This is a genomic window from Psychrobacter sp. Ps2, from assembly GCF_022129405.1.
Taxonomy (GTDB): Bacteria; Pseudomonadota; Gammaproteobacteria; order Pseudomonadales; family Moraxellaceae; genus Psychrobacter.
Genome location: NZ_JADQAM010000049.1, coordinates 70,497 through 89,496 on the forward strand (window position 1 = coordinate 70,497; position 19,000 = coordinate 89,496).

Sequence of the window (19,000 nt, forward strand, 5' to 3'; positions counted from 1 at the left end):
AAAAGACCTTACTACGTGATGTGGTAAGGTCTTTTTTGTTTAACACTCTATTTTCAACAATCGTCATAGTATCAGTCCTCGGTAATATTGGAGGGACTGATGGTGTTGCCAAAATTACCTAAATAATTATAGATAAAAATCTTACGTCCTATTAATAAAGGGATCTCTATATATTCTACAGGATGGCACTTGTTCTTTTCAGTTTCTAAAAAACTATCGAAAGCCTTGTAATCTTTGCCCTTCCAGTTTTTATTACGAGGAAATCCAGTCGTAAAAATATGAATATCTTTACCTTTGTAGCCATCTATAGATACAGTCAAAATCTTCATATTTATTTTTTTATCAACAAACGTACTTTCATAATACATGCATCCTTGTTTGAAATTACTTGGATCTTCGGCTAACTTATCAGTTATCATATTAAAGCCCCAGATCTTCATAAACAAACCCAGATAAATCAAAAAAAATATAATATAAACTCCAACTTGTTGAGACTTAGTGAACTGCTTTATATATAGTCAGTTCAATATAAAAGAGGTACGTTTAAAATAGTGTTCTGCTAGTATAAACTTTCCTCGCTTGCTGTGTGCTTCGCACTCCAGAGGCTTCGAAAAATTTATCCTAGAAGCACTGTATTCTTTTTAAATTGAATCGACTATAGTCACGTAGATTTACTATCACTTTATATTCGCTCAAAAATATGTCGTCGTAACTTATATATTATATTCACTGTTGTCTTGTCTAGTTTATTAAATATAAAAGGGGTCTAATATAGCTCTAACTGCAGTGGTATCCTACTGATTTAGATGAATAAAGAACACAGCCAAATCAGAAAGCAAAAAAGACCTTGCCACATTCTCGTATAAGAAGTAACAAGGTCTTTTTGATTGCTAACTTCTCAATAGACTCTAAGCATTACTTTTTAAATACGCTAACATAGTGTCTGCATCTGATACTTCAAATGGGTCTATTGGACAGTTGTCGCCAAAGTCAGCTTCCTTAAACACTTTTTTAACTTCTTTATTGTCGACAACCATCGAATAACGCCATGAGCGCATACCAAAGCCAACATTACTCTTATCAACAAGCATGCCCATTTTACGAGTGAATTCACCATTACCATCAGGAAGTAAGAAAACGTTTTCACGGTTTTGCTTTAGACCCCATTGGTACATGACGAACGCATCATTGACAGAAATACAAACTACTTCATCTACGCCCAATGCCTTAAACTCATCATAAAGCTCTTCATAACGAGGGAGATGGCTGTTTGAACAAGTTGGTGTAAAGGCACCTGGTAGAGAAAACACAACCACTTTTTTATTGGCAAATAACTCATCTGTGGTTAGATCATACCATGTGAACGGGTTGTCTCCGCCAATAGAGTCATCACGAACACGAGTTTTAAAAGTCATATCAGGAACATGGGTAATCATTATTTACTCCGATTTAGGTTATTGTCTTTTTTTCTAAAATCCTGCAGGTATATAATAATAGTTATACTGGTCCATAAGCAATCTTTGAGATTATGTCCCCTAGATAAAATATAGCGCTAACTTGAAAAATATAGACAAAAAAACCTTGCCACATTCTCTTATAACTCTTATAAGAAGTGACAAGGTCTTTTTATTTCTAAATTCTCAGTGGAACAAGTATAACACTGCTACCAGAAAGACGAGTGCAAATAGTACTTATCGTACATTAAGCGAGTCTGACGCCGTAGCAGATCATTATTTGGTCTACTTTTTACTTAGGATGTACCATATCAGCAGGAATGACCCACTCATCAAACTGCGCTTCAGTTAGTAGCTCTAGCTCAACCGCAACTTGCTTCAAAGTTTTGTTTTCTTTATAAGCAGTCTTAGCGATTTTCGCCGCATTTTCATAACCAACATGACGGTTCAATGACGTTACTAGCATCAATGAGTTGTGCAAGAAGTCATCGATTTTGTCTTTTACTGGCTCGATACCAACGGCACAGTTCTCGTTGAAGCTGTTGCAAGCATCGCCAAGCAGCTTGATAGACTGTAACAAGTTAAAGGCGATAACTGGCTTATACACGTTTAGCTCAAAGTTACCTGATGCGCCAGCCATGCTGATAGTTGTGTCGTTACCCATGACCTGAGCGACAACCATGGTCATTGCTTCTGACTGCGTTGGGTTTACTTTGCCTGGCATGATAGAAGAGCCTGGCTCATTTTCAGGAATCGTCAACTCGCCAAGACCACAACGAGGGCCAGATGCCAACCAACGTACGTCGTTAGCGATTTTGTTTAAGCTGCCCGCTAGCGTTTTTAATGCGCCTGACGCAAATACTTCTGCATCACGAGCCGCTAGTGCTTCAAATTTGTTCGGTGACGTAACGAATGGCAAGCCAGTTAAAGTCGCTAGTTGCGCAGCTGATTTTACTGCATAGTCAGGATGGGCGTTTAGACCAGTACCAACCGCAGTACCACCTAGTGGCAATTCATATAGGCCTTGTAGCGCGTTGTCGATACGAGTCAATGAATGGTCAAGTTGGCTAACATAGCCGCTGAACTCTTGACCTAACGTTAATGGAGTAGCATCTTGTAAATGCGTACGACCGATTTTTACAATGCTATCGAACTCTTTGGCTTTAGCCGCTAATGTGTCGCGTAGTGCTTTTACCGCAGGAATCAATAAGCTGTTGATTTGACGAGCAGCAGCTACACGAATCGCTGTTGGGAAACTGTCGTTGGTAGACTGCGCATGGTTTACATGGTCATTTGGGTGAATTGGCGTGTAGCTGCCGCGCTCAGAACCAGCGATTTCGTTAGCACGGTTGGCCAATACTTCGTTCATGTTCATGTTTGACTGGGTGCCAGAACCTGTCTGCCATACAACCAATGGGAACTGATCGACCAGACCACCATTGATGATTTCGTCAGCGGCTTGTACGATGAGATCACGCTTGTCGCCTTCGATACGCTCTAGGCTTGCATTGGTAATCGCAGCGGCTTTTTTGACCAGTGCCATCGCTTCAATCATTGGACGCGGCAAAGTCTCGCCACCAATTTTGAAGTTTTCGCGGCTACGCTGAGTTTGCGCACCCCAATAAGCATCAGCTGGGACTTCTACGTTGCCCATGGTATCTTTTTCGGTACGAGTTGCCTGATTCTGTGTCGACATAACTACCCTCTTTACTGGTTTGTTGTTAAATAACTGAACGATAAAAAGTGCAACAGCTGCTGCACATAAACGGAAATACGATGTAAAGTGGCGTTATGATAGCATGACTAAGGCGTGTTGAATATTCACAAATAGCCATTGCTGACGTCTAAAAGCACCAGTCACCATCAACTCAATAAATTATCGGATAATATAACTATGTATCCTGAACCAAAAATCTCAGCGTCAGAGGAATCGACAGTTAGCAACCCGCCCAGACGGCTCTTTACTCGCCAGCGCCGCCAGTTAAACGACGGCACGCGGAGACAATTTTCTCAGTTTGCAGGTTTGCATCTAACCAAGTTACAGCAGCGATTGCCAACGAATGCACGCATTGGCTTATATTACGATGGCTTTGGTGAGCTACCTACTCAGCCAATATTAGACTGGTGTCAACGCTTAGGCTATTTACCTTATTTACCGGTTGTCGGTTCACTTGGTCGTACTAGCAATGGCAATGACGATAAACGATTGCGCTTTGTGCCTGTTTATCACTCAAAACTGGTTAATGTCCCCACTCGCATTCATCAATTAGGTATGAAACAAAACCACAGTCGCGCTCTATTATGGGCATCAGAACTAGACGTGATTATTTGTCCGTTAGTCGCGGTTGATCTAAACGGTAATCGTATGGGCATGGGTGGCGGGTTCTATGATACGACGCTTGGGAAAAGCTATCGATCAGGGGCTTCAAGGCCGTTAAAGATAGGCTGGTGCTATGATTTTCAAGTGGTTGAACAATTAGCACGTCAACCGTGGGATGTGCCATTAGATGGTTTAATTACGCCAAGCGGCATAAGGTGGTTTTAATGAAAGACGATAAACAGTTTGAAAAAGACTCTAGCGCTGCTGATTCCAGTGCAGACAGTGTGGATGAGTATTTGCAGACATTAGGCAATGAGGACGCTAGAGAGATACGTTACTACAGTCAAGAGCAGCCCTTTAGCGCTGAAGAAATGACACGGCTCGTCAATGAAGAAAGGTTAAATGAGCTGCTTGCGCAAAGTGATGCATTTTTGAGTAGTTTGAATAGTGAGATTGGGGATTTTGATGAATAACATATATAACTGATAGAGCATAATTTGAAGAAACGCGGTTATATGTTAGTTTGATTTGATCGACGTTTTCTTTTTATTGCCAAACTATTGTTTCTATATAACCTATAAACTATACTTATCGCAAATAATTATCATTACAGTATAGGTCGTTGATCGTGGACAAAGTAAAAAAAGAGTTTATGTCGCCCGCTTCGCTACAAGTTTGTTTTTATTTGTTCGTGCTATTACTACTGGCCACGCCTGCGGCTTATATTTATGATTACGACGGCTTTGATTTTGCTGAACTAAGAACCTTTTTGCTAGCGCTTGCAGCATTTTATACCTTCGCGCTTAGCACTCACATTGAAATGCGTCATATAAAGTCCTCTAGCAGCACATCTTTTCTACATTTTTTGATCCCTATATCTCAATGCTTTTCTTTGATTCTACTATCTTTGTTTGCGTTGGCCACTATTGAATACATCAACGGTGATTTGAGGCTAGATCGTGTTTATGACCCATTCATTACACTGTTTTTCGTATACCTGTTGCGCAAAAATATAGAAAGTATAAAGCAAGATATCGGTACTTAAGATAACCGTCTAATTTAATTATTCTAACAATCCTATAACTAATGCAAAAAAAAGACGCTTACCGATAAGCGTCTTTTTTGTTAGATACTTGGATTGAGTTAAAGGGCTGACCAAATCACTTATAACACCATCGCTGCAATCCAACCAAATGCGAGTAGCGGAATGTTGTAATGCAAAAATGTTGGTATCACACTGTCTTTGATATGGTCATGTTGACCGTCGATGTTTAGACCAGAGGTTGGCCCCAATGTCGAATCTGACGCAGGCGAACCCGCATCACCCAGCGCGCCAGCCGTACCGATAATCGCCACAGTAGCCAACGGCGAAAACCCTAAAGAGATACACAGCGGCACATAAATCGCAGCCAAAATAGGAATGGTCGAAAATGAAGAACCAATGCCCATGGTCACAATCAAACCGATTAGTAGCATAATAAATGCCGCCATCGCTTTATTACCAGCGAACAGTGACGCTGCCCCATCGACCAATGGCTGAATTTGCTCAGTGGCTTTCATCACTTCAGCAAACCCTTGCGCGGTAATCATAATAAAACCAATCATCGCCATCAGCTTGATACCGTCATTAAAGACGCCATCAGCATCACGCCACTTCACCACGCCAGTCGCCATAAACACACCAAAGCCAAACATTGAGCCAAGTAGTAGCGAATCAGTATATAGCTGCACCACAAAAGCCGTCACGATAGCAGCCAGTGCAACCAGTGTCTTTAGCTTGCTTTGCGACTGTGCACCAGCAGCAGTTTTGCTTAATGCATCACCTTCTACGACGGCATCATGCGCTTGCTGATCTATCGCAATCTGCTGATATGCGCGTGGCTTACGGTAGCTGATAAATACGGCAACCAGTAAACCAATTAGCATGCCCAATGCAGGAATCGCCATGGCTTGCACCACAGAAATATTGGCAACATCAATGCCCGCTTCACCCACGTTTTTTAGCATAATCTGATTGAGGTAGATATCACCAAAGCCATAAGGAATAAACATATAGGTGGTGACTAGTCCGAAAGTAATCAGACAAGCAATCAGACGTCTATCAATCTGCATTCGATTGAATGCTAGTAATAGTGGCGGTACCAGTAGCGGAATAAAGGCAATATGAATAGGGATTAAGTTTTGGCTAAAGCAGCTCATGGTAATGAGGCCTGCAAACAGCATGTACTTAATTATGCCACTCGTGCCAGCAGCATCAATACGCTTGATGACCGCGCCTGCCAACGATTGCGGCAAGCCCGAATGAGCAATCGCTACCGCAAACGCCCCAAGCAGTGCATACGACAGCGCAATTTCTGCGCCATTACGGATGCCTTCTTGAAAAGCATTGAGCGTATCAGTAATGCCGAGACCGGCTAGCAGTCCACCTGCCAGCGCGCCGATTAATAAACTGAGCACCACGTGCACTCGCGAAAGTGACAGTCCTAGCATAATAATAACTGCTAGCAATACTGCATTGATGGCCATGTGTTGCCCCTTGTTCTTTATACTTTGGTCTTAGTGAGACCTATGAATATTGAAACTAATGAATATCGCCCTGTTGTCTAAAACGTCTCAATATGAGAGCCTGTTTTAGACGCGCGCCAGTTTACCTTATTTTGGGTATAAAGCCTACGCATAGAACCGATTAGACATCATCATAGCTAGCCAAATATCACCTATACATCTAAACCCTCTTCTATAATTTCTGACTGTCTTTATCCTTCACAGACCAGTCACACTAATGACAACACATCGTTACCCACATTAATTGCATTAATAACTGGACGCTCAGACAACTATTTAACAAAGATAAGCAGACGACTTCACCATTCAGCCTTGCAATTTTTTTCCTGAGCACCATTTATCTAAACATGAACCACGAACTTGACTTTACAAGTCTGGGGAACGAGGAAAAATATATGAGTGAACATAATATTGATAAAGACAACATCGACATCGATGTATCATCTGCCCTGAACACTGACACGACGTCTGACGCAAATACTGACACTGACGCTAACATCAGTGCTGACGCGAATAATGAGACAGAAAGCTCATCTACGGATGCGTTAAATGCTTCGTCTGACGCTGTTAAAGACAATGAAGATGAAAGCTATCTGCCACTGCTAGCATTACGTGACGTCGTCGTCTATCCACATATGCAGATTGCATTGTTTGTGGGACGTGCGCCATCGGTGAAAGCGGTTGAGTTGGCACAGGCTGAGTATGGCAATAAAGTATTGGTAGTCGCGCAAAAAGACTCACTGACAGAAGATATTGATCAAGACAACTTGTATCAGTACGGTACGGTGTGCCGCATCGTCAGCACTATGCCACACGATAGCGATGAGAACTGCATTAAAGTATTGATCGAAGGTCAATACCGCGCTCGTGTCGATAACATAGAAGGCCATGACGATTTATTGATGGCGAGATTTGAGCGTGCCGACCTTGATGTCAGCATGGATGAGAGCCAACAGAAAAATACCATTCAAGCGTTAACCACATTATTCGAAAGCTATGCAGATGCGCGACTTCGCAATGCACGTGAGCTGACTCGTGTGGCTAAGCGTATCGACGACTTGCTTGAGTTGGTTTATTTCATCTCAACTCGTGTGTCGATGGACCTTGATATCAAACAGTCTTTCCTAGAAGAAGACGATATCAAAACGCATATCAACACTTTGACTGAATATTTAGTCAAGCAAAGTGCTGAGCAAAACATCGAGCAGGACATCCAAGATGCTGTCCGTCAGCAAATGGAAGACAATCAGCGCGAATACTTCTTAAATGAGAAGATGAAAGCCATTAAAAATGAGCTGTCAGATATGAATGACGGTGCGTTCGATGGTGAAGATGATGTGGCTGAGCTAGAGCAGCGCTTAGAAGATGCTGACTTGCCAGAAGACGTGCGCAAAAAAGCTGAGCAAGAGTTTAAAAAGCTCAAAATGATGCCACCTGCGTCAAGTGAATCATCAGTGGTACGCAACTATATTGAATGGATTTTGGACACGCCGTGGAATGCGACGACCAAAGTCTCGATCAATTTAGACAAAGCCAAAACAGTATTAGACGAAGATCATTATGGTCTACAAGATGTAAAAGACCGCATCTTAGAGTACCTCGCCGTGCAATCACGGGTGAAGAAACTTCGTGGCCCGATTCTATGTCTCGTCGGTCCTCCGGGTGTCGGTAAAACTTCACTAGGCGAATCTATCGCCCGTGCCACGGGTCGTAAGTTTGTGCGTATGGCGCTTGGTGGCGTACGTGATGAAGCAGAAATTCGTGGTCATCGCCGTACTTATATCGGTGCGATGCCAGGTAAAATTGTTCAGTCACTTGCAAAAGTAGAAGTCAAAAACCCACTATTCTTATTAGATGAAATCGATAAGATGGCGCAAGACTTCCGCGGTGATCCAGCATCAGCATTGCTTGAAGTATTGGATCCCTCACAGAACGATACATTTAACGACCATTATTTAGATATGGACTTAGATTTGTCGCAAGTGATGTTTATCTGTACTGCCAACAGCATGGATATTCCACCTGCACTGCTTGACCGTATGGAAGTTATTCGTCTGCCGGGTTATACCGAAGAAGAAAAAGTTAATATCGCACAGAAATACCTAGTGCCAAAAGCGATTAAGCAAAACGGTCTCAAAGAAGGTGAAATTGAGATTGTTGAAGCAGCATTGCACAGCATTGTGCGTAGCTATACGCGTGAAGCAGGTGTGCGTAACCTTGAGCGTGAAGTGAATAAAATTTGCCGCAAAGTGGTTCGTGGTTCGGTTGAAACTCATGGTGCGCGTGCTCCGAAAAAAGCAGAACGTCAGCTAGTGACAGTCGATGACAAAAACATCGATGACTATCTGGGTGTACATCAGTACGACTACGGTCTGGCTGAAGAAGAGCCTGAAATTGGTCGTATTACTGGTCTTGCATGGACTCAGGTCGGCGGTGAGCTGCTCACTATTGAAGCGGTCGCTATGAAAGGTAAAGGCGAGCTTAGCTTTACCGGTTCACTAGGCGATGTGATGAAAGAGTCAATTCGCGCAGCTATGAGCGTGGTTCGTGCTCGCGGTGATAGCTTAGGTATCGACTACGAGACGTTTAAAACAACAGACGTCCATGTCCATATGCCAGAAGGAGCCACGCCAAAAGACGGCCCATCTGCTGGTGGTGCACTGACGACAGCGCTAGTCTCTGCGTTGACAGGTATCGCTATCCGTCCAGATATTGCGATGACAGGTGAGATTACCTTACGCGGTAAGATATTACGTATTGGCGGTCTTAAAGAGAAGCTACTCGCGGCACATCGCGGTGGTATCAAGCACGTCTTGATCCCAGCGACCAATGAGCGAGATTTGGCTGATATCCCTGATAACGTGAAAGAAGGCCTAACCATTCAACCAGTCGCCACGATTGAGGAAATCTTAAAGGTTGCTTTGGTCAGTATGCCAACACCAATCAAACCTGCAAAAGTTACGGTTGATAAAACCTCTGGCAAAGCACTGCATAATTAATTGACCCTTTATTAAGCCAGTTCTATAGCTTAGGAAGCCGCTCATCACTATGATGGGCGGCTTTTTTATACCTGTTTGTTATTCATTTGCTTGCAGTTCATAGCTTTCTTAGTAGTTCTCTCACGCATTTAAAGCCATTTAATTTTGAAAAACATTTATCTTAGTTCGTTTTTCAAACCCATACGATACTTACATTTATTAACTGATTGTTGCGCATTTTATGAATAACTATAGAGTTAGCTTGGCTATACTGACTCCGATGTTAACGAATATTGACGCCGATTTTTATAGAACAATAAAGATAGATATTCGTGGCTTTAATGAAGATTAAAAATAACAACTCAAACAATTGGAGATAATGATGAATAAGACATTACTTGCAAGTACCCTATTATGCGGTTCAGCGTTAGCAATGACTGGTTGCCAAACGGTAGAAGGCCAAATGCAAACAGGCAATCCTTTAGCACAGCCGACGCTAAAATCAACCATACAAACAGTAGATGGTGAGAAGAAAGAAGTTGGTCAAGTTTTCTTACGTCCAGTTGATGGTGGCGTCCAAGTTTACGGTAAACTCACTAACTTACAGCCAGGCAGAACTGTCTCATTACATATCCACGAAACAGGCAGCTGTGACGTTATGGGTAAAGCGGCAGGCGGTCACTTCAACCCAGATAACAAGCCACACTCTAATCCAGATGATATGAATGGCCATGCTGGTGACTTGCCAAACTTAACTGCTAATGAAGATGGTGTTGCTACTATTAACTATGTGAATAAGAAAATCGCAGCGACTGAAGCAGGTAAATATAGCGTAAATCGTTTGGCCTTTATCGTACATGCTGGCGTTGACGACTATACCAGTCAGCCTTCAGGTAATGCAGGCGATCGTATTGGTTGCGGTATCATTGTAAAAAACTAATACTGTCCAAATCTATTAATTTAGGTTAATTCTATAAATATAGAAATAGCTTAGAAGAAATATTACAAGCATAAAAAAACCCTCTTAAATTATAAGAGGGTTTTTTATTGGAAGTAACTATTAGGTTTGTTGAAGCCAATACAAGAAAGACAAATGTAAATTGTACCTGTAGTACATTAAATGAGTCTGACGCTATAAAAGCACTATATTAGTTTTAACTAATAGTTACTCCTCTACCCATTCACCATTACGCCAGTAAACACCCCAACGTGTGGCCTTACCGTTTTTCTCAGAACCGATGTACTGCTCTTTTTTCTTACGCGACCAACGCAAGATGGTTGGGTTACCTTCAGGATCTTCATCTGGCCCTGCAAACAGATACTGAAACTTATCTTCCATTTTATCTTTGATTTCTCGTAGCTCAGCCAGTTTTGGCGGACGTGTCTCGCGCACTTTCGGGAACTTAGACGCTGCTAAGAACATCCCAGCCGCCCCTTCACGCAAGATGAAGTAATCATCATGCTTGGTCGACTTTAGCTCTGGAAGATGGATTGGATCCATACGCGGCGGAGCTGCTTCGCCTGTTTTTAGCACCTTGCGCGTGTTATCACAGTTCTGGCAAGCAAAGTACGGACCAAAGCGTCCTGTTTTAAGCTCCATCTGCCCATCGCACTTATTACAATCAATGGTTGGTGCATCTGAGCCAGGAACTTCAAACTTGCCTTCTTCTAGTATATAACCATCGCAATCAGGGTTGTTACCGCAAATGTGTAGTTTGAGACCACCATCTACGATGTAACCATTCATCGCCGTGCCACATTTCGGACAGCGTTTTTTCTCCATCAAATCTTTAACTTCTGCCGCTTCGTCATCACCTTCCGCATCATCTAGATTGGCGAATGCTTCGACTGGCATTAGATTTTTGGTGCCTTTACAGCGCTCTTTTGGCGGTAGATTGTAGCCAGTACAGCCTAAGAATACGCCTGTTGACCCTGTGCGCAACTGCATCGGACGATCACAGATATCACAATGGACATCTGGCACGTCAGTCGGATCGTTTGGACGCATGCCGTCTTTTTCTTTGGCACGCTCTAGAGTGGTTTTGAACTCGCCATAGAAATTATCAAGCACATCTTTCCAATCTTGATTACCTTCTGCCACATGATCGAGCTTATCTTCAAGCGCAGCAGTAAAGGTATAATCCATTAAGTCTGGGAAGCTAGCCGTCAATCTATCAGTAACGATATCACCCATTTTTTCAGCAAACAGACGCTTGTTCTCTAACTTCACATAACCACGATCTTGAATGGTTGAGATAATTGAGGCATACGTCGATGGACGACCGATGCCTTTTTTCTCAAGCTCTTTTACTAGGCTAGCTTCTGTATAGCGAGGCGCAGGCTTAGTAAAGTGTTGACTCGGATCTAGCTTATCTAGATTTAACTTATCGCCTTTTTTGACATCAGGCAGTAAGGTGTCGTCAGTCTTGGCTGGTGGCATAACTCTTGTATAGCCATCAAATACCATGGTACGACCACGGGCTTTTAGCTCGATATCATCTGCGCCTACAAACAGGTTCACTGATAGATATTTGGCAGGTAACATCTGACACGCCACAAATTGACGCCAGATTAGCTCGTATAGACGTATCGCATCACGCTCAACACCTTTGAGCTGTGTTGATTTCGTATTGACATTAGAAGGACGAATCGCTTCATGCGCTTCTTGTGCGCCTTGCTTGTTACCATAGAAATTTGGTTTTTCTGGTACATATTTTGCACCATAGCTGTCTTCGATATGACCACGGACAGCAGCAAGTGCGTCGCCTGATAAGAATGTCGAATCGGTACGCATATAAGTAATATGACCCGCTTCATATAGACGCTGCGCCAAAATCATGGTTTTCTTAACAGAGAATCCTAAGCGCGTGCTAGCAGCCTGCTGCAAGGTCGAAGTAATAAATGGCGCGCTTGGGCGTGATTGCGTTGGTTTTTCTTCACGCTCTTTAACAATAAAATCGCTTGCTTTGAGTATCTCTAAGACTTTATCGGTTTGCTCTTTATTACCAAGCTTTAGGGTTTTGCCACCTTGTTTGGTCGCCTCTAAGCGTATACCGATTTGCTCAGCGTCTGAGGTTTTTTTGGCTTTGCCATTGGCGATGTGTGTATCAGCATGAATCTGCCAGTACTCTTCTGGAATGAACGCGCGAATCTCATGCTCACGCTCGACGACCAAGCGCATAGCGACTGACTGTACACGGCCTGCAGACAGTCCGCGGGCTATTTTTTGCCATAATAGCGGCGATACCATAAAGCCAACAACACGGTCTAAGAATCGACGCGCTTGCTGTGCATTCACGCGGTCAATGTCTAATTTCGAAGGCTGTTTAAACGCACTTTGAATAGCTGATTTGGTAATCTCGTTGAAGACCACACGTTGATATTTACTATCAGGGCCACCGATGACTTCTTTGAGATGCCAAGCGATCGCTTCTCCTTCTCTATCCATATCCGTTGCTAGATAGATTTTATCAGCGTCTTTGGCTAGTGCTTTAAGCTCTTTGATGACTTTGGTTTTGTTTGGTAGTACTTCATAGACTGCCGCCCAATCATGCTCTGGATCTACACCCATGCGGCGTACCAGTGCTTGCTGCGCTTTTTCTTCTTTGGTCAGACTGTCATCTTTTTTAGCGGTCGTTGCTTTCTTTGCGCTTTTGCTCGCACTGACCGGCAAATCACGGACGTGACCGATACTTGAACGTACGATAAAGTCATCACCAAGGTATTTATTAATCGTTTTTGCCTTGGCTGGTGATTCTACAATCACCAAAGACTTACCCTTCGGGCTGTCAGCAGCTGGTGCTGGACTTTTTTTGGTTGTGGTTTTTGCCATGTTTGACGACACCATAATATAAGTAAATTAAAAGTAAGGTTAAATTCAGCAGCACGGCAATTTATGGAAGCTGATACTCATGGTTTGACCATGGTTCAACTATTTATAGTAATAATCGCTGCTGATAAAAAAGGTTATAAAACAAATAATAACCATAAAATAAAGATATAGTTATAAAGACGTTACACTGCTAAGCGTTAAACTGTCAACTTTAAATAATTTGAATATGACAAACCGCTTGCATATTGCCCTTTAATGGAGACGAAAAAACGCTTTACTAGGTTTATGCTTGTTTTTGCATCTGTAGCGCCCATTTCTCAAGGTTTTCTTTGAGCACTAATAAGTCCGCTTCAATCCGTTTTTGATGGTACGTAGGATTAGATGCTGGACGTACATAAGCAATATCTTCCCAATAAATAATAATGCTATTTGCCTTGGTCAATAGACCTTTAACAAACGGTTCGATACTTACTGGCAGCTCTAACGGCACTTGATCCAAGCTAAAATCAGTTTTTTTGACCGTCGGATTATTGCTGATTTGACTAGAACGAATCGCACTGGGAATAGTAAGCGTCTTATCATCTGTACTGGTATCGACAAAACTGCTGTCTGGTCGCCACTGCCCATCAATCACTTGATAACGGGTATGCGGCAGTTTAGTGTCTTCAAATATCAGGCAGTACTGCCCAAGCATACCGCGGCCATACTCATTGTCACGGCCTTTGATCCAATCAGGGCACGAAACGAGCTTTGGATTGAGCTGTAAACGACGCGCGGTCATACGCAGCTTATCCAAACGCTGATCGATACCGTTCGGTTTGAGCGCCATCATACTCCCTAATACGAATAGTACAATGATAACGCCAATCAATGTTCCCATGATGGTCTGGCCTTTTGACTAAATGAAAAAGATACTAAGAGATATAGCGGTAAGTATCGCTAATGAACCGTTATTTATAAATAGTACATATAAATTTGCGATTAGCACGATAACAAACAACGATATATAGGGGCTTATAATGAGCACGAACCATTAAAAATCAAGCGTTGTCGTCCAATCGCGGTGCAACGAGTGCTTTTAAAGCATATGACAATTTAGCAAGTTACGCTATTAAATCAGTTATTTAGCGTATACAAATTTACCGAACACAGCACGCTATAAAAACCAGATACGAAAAGTGGTTAGCGCAAAAAAGTGCTATGATAAACCATAATTTTAAACGCGCGCAGGTTTATTATGAATTATCTTATTAAGTCAAACTCATCGGACGCTTATCACGCTCGCAAGCTGACAAGTAAAGTCTCGAGCAAAACAGGCATGAGTCTATCGCTACTTGGCGCGGTCGTACTGACATTATCAGGCTGTGCCACGACTCAGAGCCTAACGCCGCAGCAATGTCAAAGCAGTAATTGGCAAGAAGTCGGCTATGCTGATGGCTCGCAAGGACGTTCAGGTGCTTACTTCGGTCACTATACCAATAGCTGCGCCAGTGTTGGCGGAGCTAGTCCTAACCGTATCCAATGGGAACAAGGCCGCCAACAAGGTCTCAAAAACTACTGTACCGAGCTGAGCGCTTATAAGCTCGGTCGCGAAGGCTATGACTGGCAACCTGTTTGTCCATTAGAAGGTATTGAGAAGTTAGAAGAAGCTTACTCTCAAGGGCGCTACTACTATCTCCGTCAGCGCGATCTCGACTACTTACGCTCTCCTTACCCATTTGGCTACAGACATGCAGGCTTCGGTTATGGCTATCGTCCGTTTGGCTATGGTTGGTAAAAAAAGAAAACCTCACTAACGACTTAATTTGAGGTTTAAGTAGTTAATGAGGTTGGAGAAAATTTTATTATTTTAATTGTTTTTATTATAGCGGTTCTGGTTGTTTTACTGGTTGGGCTATTGGTTTATCTAGCCAGTTTTCTACTATAGGGCTAAACCTATTAGCACTGACTCACAGTGCTTAAACTATTCAATGCTTAAGCTTTTCAGTATTTAGCTACTAAACTATTCATTCACAAATGCGATTTTGGTCAGTCCAGCGTTACTTGCCGCTGCTAAGACTTGAGCGACCGTATCGTACTTACCTTCTTTATCTGCACGTAACTGTACCGCTGGATTCTTACCAGTCGCGCCTTGTTGCTGCAAGCGTGTCTCTAATTCTTCCATGCTGATTGGGTCGCTATCCCAGAATATCCCCGCATCTTTATCAATACTGACTTGGATCGCTTCTGGCGGCGTCTCATTAAGCGCGGCACTGGTCTCTGGCAAATCTAAAGGCACCGTCGGATTCAGCACGGTCGCTGTCAATAAAAATATAATCATCAATACCAGCATGATATCGATAAGCGGAATGAGGTTCATCTCATCCATGCTTCGTACGTCATCATCACCCAATTGAAATGCCATAGTTACTCTCAATACTTTTGGTTATTTTCACACAGCCAAGCCGTTTTTCGACGGTTTTTCGACTTGTCGTTTGAGCCTTTACAGACCTAGCATCTACAGAATCAGTATCTGTAGAATCAGCAATATCTATAGTTGCTTTGGCACAGAATTACTGTAGTTGCTAGTATGCTGCGTCTCGCTCGTCGTTGAACGACTGCTTGTTGCAGCGTGCACTTGTGAAGCGCTAACAGCATGGCTCGCAGTTACCTTGGTAGTATCCACAAGACCCGTTGATTGCGCCAATAAATCATGTGCTCTGTCGTTGGCTTGATACATTATGCGGCGATTGATACGTACTGCAAGGTTATAAAACACCACAGCTGGAATCGCTACTGCAATACCAAGACCTGTCATAATTAGAGCTTCACCGACTGGCCCTGCAACCTGCCCCAATCCTGCCTGACCACTCATACCGATATTGTGCAAGGCATGGAAAATACCCCATACCGTACCAAACAAGCCGATGAACGGTGCAATCGCTGCCGTCGTACCAAGAATCGGCAGACCGCGCTCACTAGCAAAGCGATAGCGACCGATATGCTTGAGCAAAGTCTGCTCAGTCACCAAGCGGCGAGTGGCAGCATCAGTACCAGCTAAGTCAGACTGTTTGGCTTGTAATTGCTGACTCAAATCATCTGCTACATTGGTCGCCAGCTTACGGCTTTGCAATACGCGGACGATACCTGTCACCCAAGAGAGAATAGATAACGCAAGCAACAAAAAGAACAACGTTTTTGTCACCATGTCGCTGATCTGCCAGTATTGCATAAAGTCCATGTCAGACTCCTTAATGTGTAATGCCATTACATGATACTGAGGTAAATATCATGTTTAGTTTTATAATGAAAAATGATTAATAAATACGTTGTTATAAAATGTGAGCTATCAAGGAACCGCGTAACTGATCGGTAGAGTTACATCACCTACCACGGGTACGCCATTCTTAGTAAAGGGTTTGAACTTGCCAGATCGAACTTGACGTCGGGCTTCTTTGTCTACTAGCGGATTACCTGATGATTGAGCCACTCGCACGTTATCGATGCCGCCTTGTTTGTTGACTCGTAATATTAAGACAACGTTGAGCGTATCACCAGAACGAGCTCTACGTGCGGCGCGCTCAGGGAAACTAAAGTTTGGCGCAGATGCCCAGTTGGCAGAGCTAGCAGTAAAGCTCACAGGCTCATTACTCTGTGCTAAAGCAGCTGCTGCTTCTGCCTCAGCTCTTGCTTGTGCAGCGGCGGCCTCTGCGGCAGCCTTCGCCTGAACGGCAGCTTTGGCATCAGCAACCCTTTTGGCTTCTTGCTCTGCCCTAGCTTGTGCCTCTTGCTCAGCCTTTCTGGCTTGTCGCTCTGATTCAGCTTGGGCAGCTGCTTGACGTTGTGCTTCAGCTGCTGAGTTATCAACCTTCGGTTTCGGTAGCGGCTCTTTTGGGGCTACTTTTTGACTGATATCAGGACGAGGCTTTTCTGACGCTATCACAGGCGTCACTTTCGGCTCTATATTTTTTACAACAGGCTCTTTTGGTTTTACTGGTGTCTCTTTTGGTTTTCTAACCGGCTCTTTAGGCTTTGGTTCAGGTTGCGGCACTGGCTGAACTTGTACCTCAGGCTGTACTTCTTTTTTGGCTGTGACTGTTTGCTTTTCTACTTCAGTTGAGAGCGTTTTTGCCGGTAATGACACAAACTTTATCTCAAGTGGTGACATCTCTTTTTTTGGCTCAGGTTTGAGTTCAGGCGTTTTTATTGCCACTAGTGCAATTGCGGCAAGCACATGGAGTCCTAAGACTGCAACAATAGCTAGCAATAACGATTTAAGTGGTGGCGCGTCTAAATCCGTTGAACTCATAACAGCCTAATGTTTATTACTCAGAGTAGAATGGCGTAGATAATAATGCAAACGATAATTATTATCAATAATAATTTACAATATTTTCGCTATTTAATACATCTCTGACACGTGACATTGCTTAGTAGCCTTATTTATCAGAACGCTTATTTCTATGAACGTTACCTACTTTTATACCTCACTACTATGAATCTTATCTTTACATCAAATGATACGTTGCGTTTAATATAACAAGTGCTGTTAATAAAAACCATTATCATTTATATTGATAATGAGTCTCAACTACTTTATTATAACCGCTGTACTGTCTACCCATACTATTTTTATAAAAACTATTCGTATAAAAAGTTAGTAATTGGTACTAAGTAGACTATTTATTTTATGCTTTTTATCTCAAGCATCTTTCAGACTTAATATTTTTAGCGTTATTCATTTGCAATTATTTTAGACAATTGCTTAAACATTTTTTTATAGACCGAGTTCATTATGCCGACACCCTTATTATCTAGCAGATCTACCGCCTCTTTTTTCAAACGTCCATTACTGACTGCTGCCATGACAGTGTTATTAGCTACGGTAGTGGCAGGATGTAGCTCGCCTGAATCTAATGATTCTGAGCCAGCAGACGCCAAAACTGAAAACCCAACGGCTGATGAATCACAGAATGTTGCCAGTAATGACGCTGTATCTGCTGAGAAAATCATGGTCAATACCGTAAAAGGTGATGTTGAGCTGGCTATGAACCCATCGCCACTTGTCGTCTATGACATGACGTTGATGCAAGACTTGGCCGCGCTAGATGTGGCGGTCGATGGTATGCCTGGTGGTCTATTACTAAAGAACCTACATTCAGAAACACAGCCTGATCCAAAATCGGTAGGTACTGTATTTGAGCCAGATCTTGAAGCGTTGAATGCAATGCAGCCACAAGCTATTTTGGTTGGTTCACGCATGGCAGAAAAATACGACGAGCTATCAAGTATCGCGCCAACGTTAGACATGAGTATTGATACAGCTAACATCTATGAGTCAAGCAAGCAGCGCCTACATGATCTAGGTGCACTGTTTGGTAAAAGCGATCAGGCAGCTAAGCTACAACAAAATATCGATGGACTCATCACTGAGACTAAGAGTCTGACAGAAGAGAATAAAGGCACTGGCCTAGTCGTCATGGTCAATGGCAACAAAATGTCAGCCTATGGTGACAAGTCTCGCTATGGTTTTATTCATACCGTATTGGGTGTCCCAATGTCAGATGACAAAATTGCCGATGCGCCTCACGGTCAACCGATATCTTTTGAATACATTCAAAAAGCCAATCCAGATTGGTTATTTGTCATCGACCGTAGTGCCGCGATTGGTGAAGATGGTATTGGTGCCAAGGCCGTGTTAGACAATCCATTGGTTGCTCAAACCAATGCATGGAGCAAACAGCAAGTGGTCTATCTAAGTCCAGACTCTTACTTAGCATTTGGTGGCTACTATCAATGGATGCAGGATCTAACGACAATCAAAGATGCTTTTGCTAGTGCTAAATAACGTTGTTTTCTATGCAAACTATTG

The 19,000-nt window shown here is 42.9% G+C and carries 16 protein-coding genes; 7 read left to right on the top strand and 9 right to left on the bottom strand.

Annotated elements, in window-relative coordinates; translation table 11 throughout:
• Positions 1 to 71 precede the first annotated feature (71 nt).
• From I3254_RS06270 to fumC, 3 genes are all read right to left on the bottom strand, one after another.
• A complete protein-coding gene (locus I3254_RS06270) occupies positions 72 to 419 on the bottom strand; it encodes a hypothetical protein (RefSeq protein WP_238052118.1) in 348 nt (115 codons plus the stop codon).
• A 489-nt stretch (positions 420 to 908) separates the two neighbouring features.
• Complete coding sequence (locus tag I3254_RS06275) at positions 909 to 1,436, bottom strand: peroxiredoxin (RefSeq protein ID WP_238052119.1); 528 nt, start codon at positions 1,434 to 1,436, stop codon at positions 909 to 911.
• 310 nt (positions 1,437 to 1,746) lie between these two features.
• The gene (gene fumC / locus I3254_RS06280; RefSeq protein ID WP_238052120.1) at positions 1,747 to 3,150 is read right to left on the bottom strand and encodes a class II fumarate hydratase; all 1,404 of its coding nucleotides are present in this window, start codon (positions 3,148 to 3,150) and stop codon (positions 1,747 to 1,749) included.
• Between the two features lie 198 nt (positions 3,151 to 3,348).
• Here fumC and I3254_RS06285 point away from each other — a divergent pair, with 198 nt between their 5' ends.
• From I3254_RS06285 to I3254_RS06295, 3 genes are all read left to right on the top strand, one after another.
• Positions 3,349 to 3,999, top strand: a complete 651-nt coding sequence (locus tag I3254_RS06285; protein ID WP_238052123.1) for a 5-formyltetrahydrofolate cyclo-ligase — start codon at positions 3,349 to 3,351, stop codon at positions 3,997 to 3,999.
• Entirely contained in the window at positions 3,999 to 4,247 is a 249-nt protein-coding gene (locus tag I3254_RS06290) for a hypothetical protein (protein WP_238052124.1), read from the top strand. The genes I3254_RS06285 and I3254_RS06290 overlap by 1 nt, the downstream gene beginning before the upstream one ends.
• Positions 4,248 to 4,402: 155 nt before the next feature.
• Positions 4,403 to 4,819, top strand: a complete 417-nt coding sequence (locus I3254_RS06295; protein WP_102093054.1) for a hypothetical protein — start codon at positions 4,403 to 4,405, stop codon at positions 4,817 to 4,819.
• Between the two features lie 119 nt (positions 4,820 to 4,938).
• Here I3254_RS06295 and I3254_RS06300 read toward each other — a convergent pair whose 3' ends face one another.
• Positions 4,939 to 6,300, bottom strand: a complete 1,362-nt coding sequence (locus tag I3254_RS06300; protein WP_238052125.1) for a Na+/H+ antiporter NhaC family protein — start codon at positions 6,298 to 6,300, stop codon at positions 4,939 to 4,941.
• A 434-nt stretch (positions 6,301 to 6,734) separates the two neighbouring features.
• On the opposite strand from I3254_RS06300, the gene lon reads away from it, so the two are divergent.
• Both lon and I3254_RS06310 read left to right on the top strand, forming a co-directional pair.
• On the top strand, positions 6,735 to 9,338 hold the full coding sequence (gene lon, locus I3254_RS06305) for an endopeptidase La (RefSeq protein ID WP_238052127.1): 2,604 nt from the start codon (positions 6,735 to 6,737) through the stop codon (positions 9,336 to 9,338).
• Positions 9,339 to 9,699: 361 nt separating this feature from the next.
• The gene (locus I3254_RS06310; protein WP_165598522.1) at positions 9,700 to 10,257 is read left to right on the top strand and encodes a superoxide dismutase family protein; all 558 of its coding nucleotides are present in this window, start codon (positions 9,700 to 9,702) and stop codon (positions 10,255 to 10,257) included.
• Positions 10,258 to 10,482: 225 nt separating this feature from the next.
• On the opposite strand, the gene topA is transcribed toward I3254_RS06310, so the two are convergent.
• Both topA and I3254_RS06320 read right to left on the bottom strand, forming a co-directional pair.
• On the bottom strand, positions 10,483 to 13,149 hold the full coding sequence (gene topA / locus I3254_RS06315; RefSeq protein WP_238052128.1) for a type I DNA topoisomerase: 2,667 nt from the start codon (positions 13,147 to 13,149) through the stop codon (positions 10,483 to 10,485).
• 283 nt (positions 13,150 to 13,432) lie between these two features.
• A complete protein-coding gene (locus I3254_RS06320; RefSeq protein WP_179797808.1) occupies positions 13,433 to 14,029 on the bottom strand; it encodes a hypothetical protein in 597 nt (198 codons plus the stop codon).
• A 357-nt stretch (positions 14,030 to 14,386) separates the two neighbouring features.
• On the opposite strand from I3254_RS06320, the gene I3254_RS06325 reads away from it, so the two are divergent.
• Positions 14,387 to 14,926: a DUF2799 domain-containing protein gene (locus tag I3254_RS06325; RefSeq protein WP_227684749.1), complete on the top strand. Its 540-nt coding sequence runs from the start codon at positions 14,387 to 14,389 to the stop codon at positions 14,924 to 14,926.
• A 225-nt stretch (positions 14,927 to 15,151) separates the two neighbouring features.
• Here the strand turns inward: I3254_RS06325 and I3254_RS06330 are convergent, their stop codons facing one another.
• From I3254_RS06330 to I3254_RS06340, 3 genes are all read right to left on the bottom strand, one after another.
• Entirely contained in the window at positions 15,152 to 15,553 is a 402-nt protein-coding gene (locus I3254_RS06330; RefSeq protein ID WP_025651314.1) for a biopolymer transporter ExbD, read from the bottom strand.
• A gap of 126 nt (positions 15,554 to 15,679) precedes the next feature.
• Positions 15,680 to 16,369, bottom strand: coding sequence for a MotA/TolQ/ExbB proton channel family protein (locus I3254_RS06335; protein ID WP_238052129.1), 690 nt, complete (start codon positions 16,367 to 16,369; stop codon positions 15,680 to 15,682).
• A gap of 108 nt (positions 16,370 to 16,477) precedes the next feature.
• Complete coding sequence (locus tag I3254_RS06340; RefSeq protein ID WP_238052130.1) at positions 16,478 to 17,437, bottom strand: energy transducer TonB; 960 nt, start codon at positions 17,435 to 17,437, stop codon at positions 16,478 to 16,480.
• 486 nt (positions 17,438 to 17,923) lie between these two features.
• Between I3254_RS06340 and I3254_RS06345 the strand changes: the two genes are divergently transcribed.
• Positions 17,924 to 18,976 carry an ABC transporter substrate-binding protein gene (locus I3254_RS06345; RefSeq protein WP_101205182.1) on the top strand — a complete coding sequence of 351 codons (1,053 nt, stop codon included), beginning with the start codon at positions 17,924 to 17,926 and terminating at the stop codon, positions 18,974 to 18,976.
• The last annotated feature ends 24 nt before the right edge of the window (positions 18,977 to 19,000 follow it).

Excerpts from the sequence above, each read along its gene's own strand:
- lon (WP_238052127.1), top strand. The coding sequence starts at position 6,735 with ATGAGTGAACATAATATTGATAAAGACAACATCGACATCGATGTATCA.
- I3254_RS06310 (WP_165598522.1), top strand. The coding sequence starts at position 9,700 with ATGAATAAGACATTACTTGCAAGTACCCTATTATGCGGTTCAGCGTTA.
- I3254_RS06340 (WP_238052130.1), bottom strand. The coding sequence starts at position 17,437 with ATGAGTTCAACGGATTTAGACGCGCCACCACTTAAATCGTTATTGCTA.
- I3254_RS06345 (WP_101205182.1), top strand. The coding sequence starts at position 17,924 with ATGCCGACACCCTTATTATCTAGCAGATCTACCGCCTCTTTTTTCAAA.
- fumC (WP_238052120.1), bottom strand. The coding sequence starts at position 3,150 with ATGTCGACACAGAATCAGGCAACTCGTACCGAAAAAGATACCATGGGC.
- I3254_RS06330 (WP_025651314.1), bottom strand. The coding sequence starts at position 15,553 with ATGGCATTTCAATTGGGTGATGATGACGTACGAAGCATGGATGAGATG.
- I3254_RS06335 (WP_238052129.1), bottom strand. The coding sequence starts at position 16,369 with ATGGACTTTATGCAATACTGGCAGATCAGCGACATGGTGACAAAAACG.
- I3254_RS06325 (WP_227684749.1), top strand. The coding sequence starts at position 14,387 with ATGAATTATCTTATTAAGTCAAACTCATCGGACGCTTATCACGCTCGC.
- I3254_RS06290 (WP_238052124.1), top strand. The coding sequence starts at position 3,999 with ATGAAAGACGATAAACAGTTTGAAAAAGACTCTAGCGCTGCTGATTCC.
- I3254_RS06300 (WP_238052125.1), bottom strand. The coding sequence starts at position 6,300 with ATGGCCATCAATGCAGTATTGCTAGCAGTTATTATTATGCTAGGACTG.
- I3254_RS06270 (WP_238052118.1), bottom strand. The coding sequence starts at position 419 with ATGATAACTGATAAGTTAGCCGAAGATCCAAGTAATTTCAAACAAGGA.
- I3254_RS06275 (WP_238052119.1), bottom strand. The coding sequence starts at position 1,436 with ATGATTACCCATGTTCCTGATATGACTTTTAAAACTCGTGTTCGTGAT.
- I3254_RS06285 (WP_238052123.1), top strand. The coding sequence starts at position 3,349 with ATGTATCCTGAACCAAAAATCTCAGCGTCAGAGGAATCGACAGTTAGC.
- I3254_RS06320 (WP_179797808.1), bottom strand. The coding sequence starts at position 14,029 with ATGGGAACATTGATTGGCGTTATCATTGTACTATTCGTATTAGGGAGT.
- topA (WP_238052128.1), bottom strand. The coding sequence starts at position 13,149 with ATGGCAAAAACCACAACCAAAAAAAGTCCAGCACCAGCTGCTGACAGC.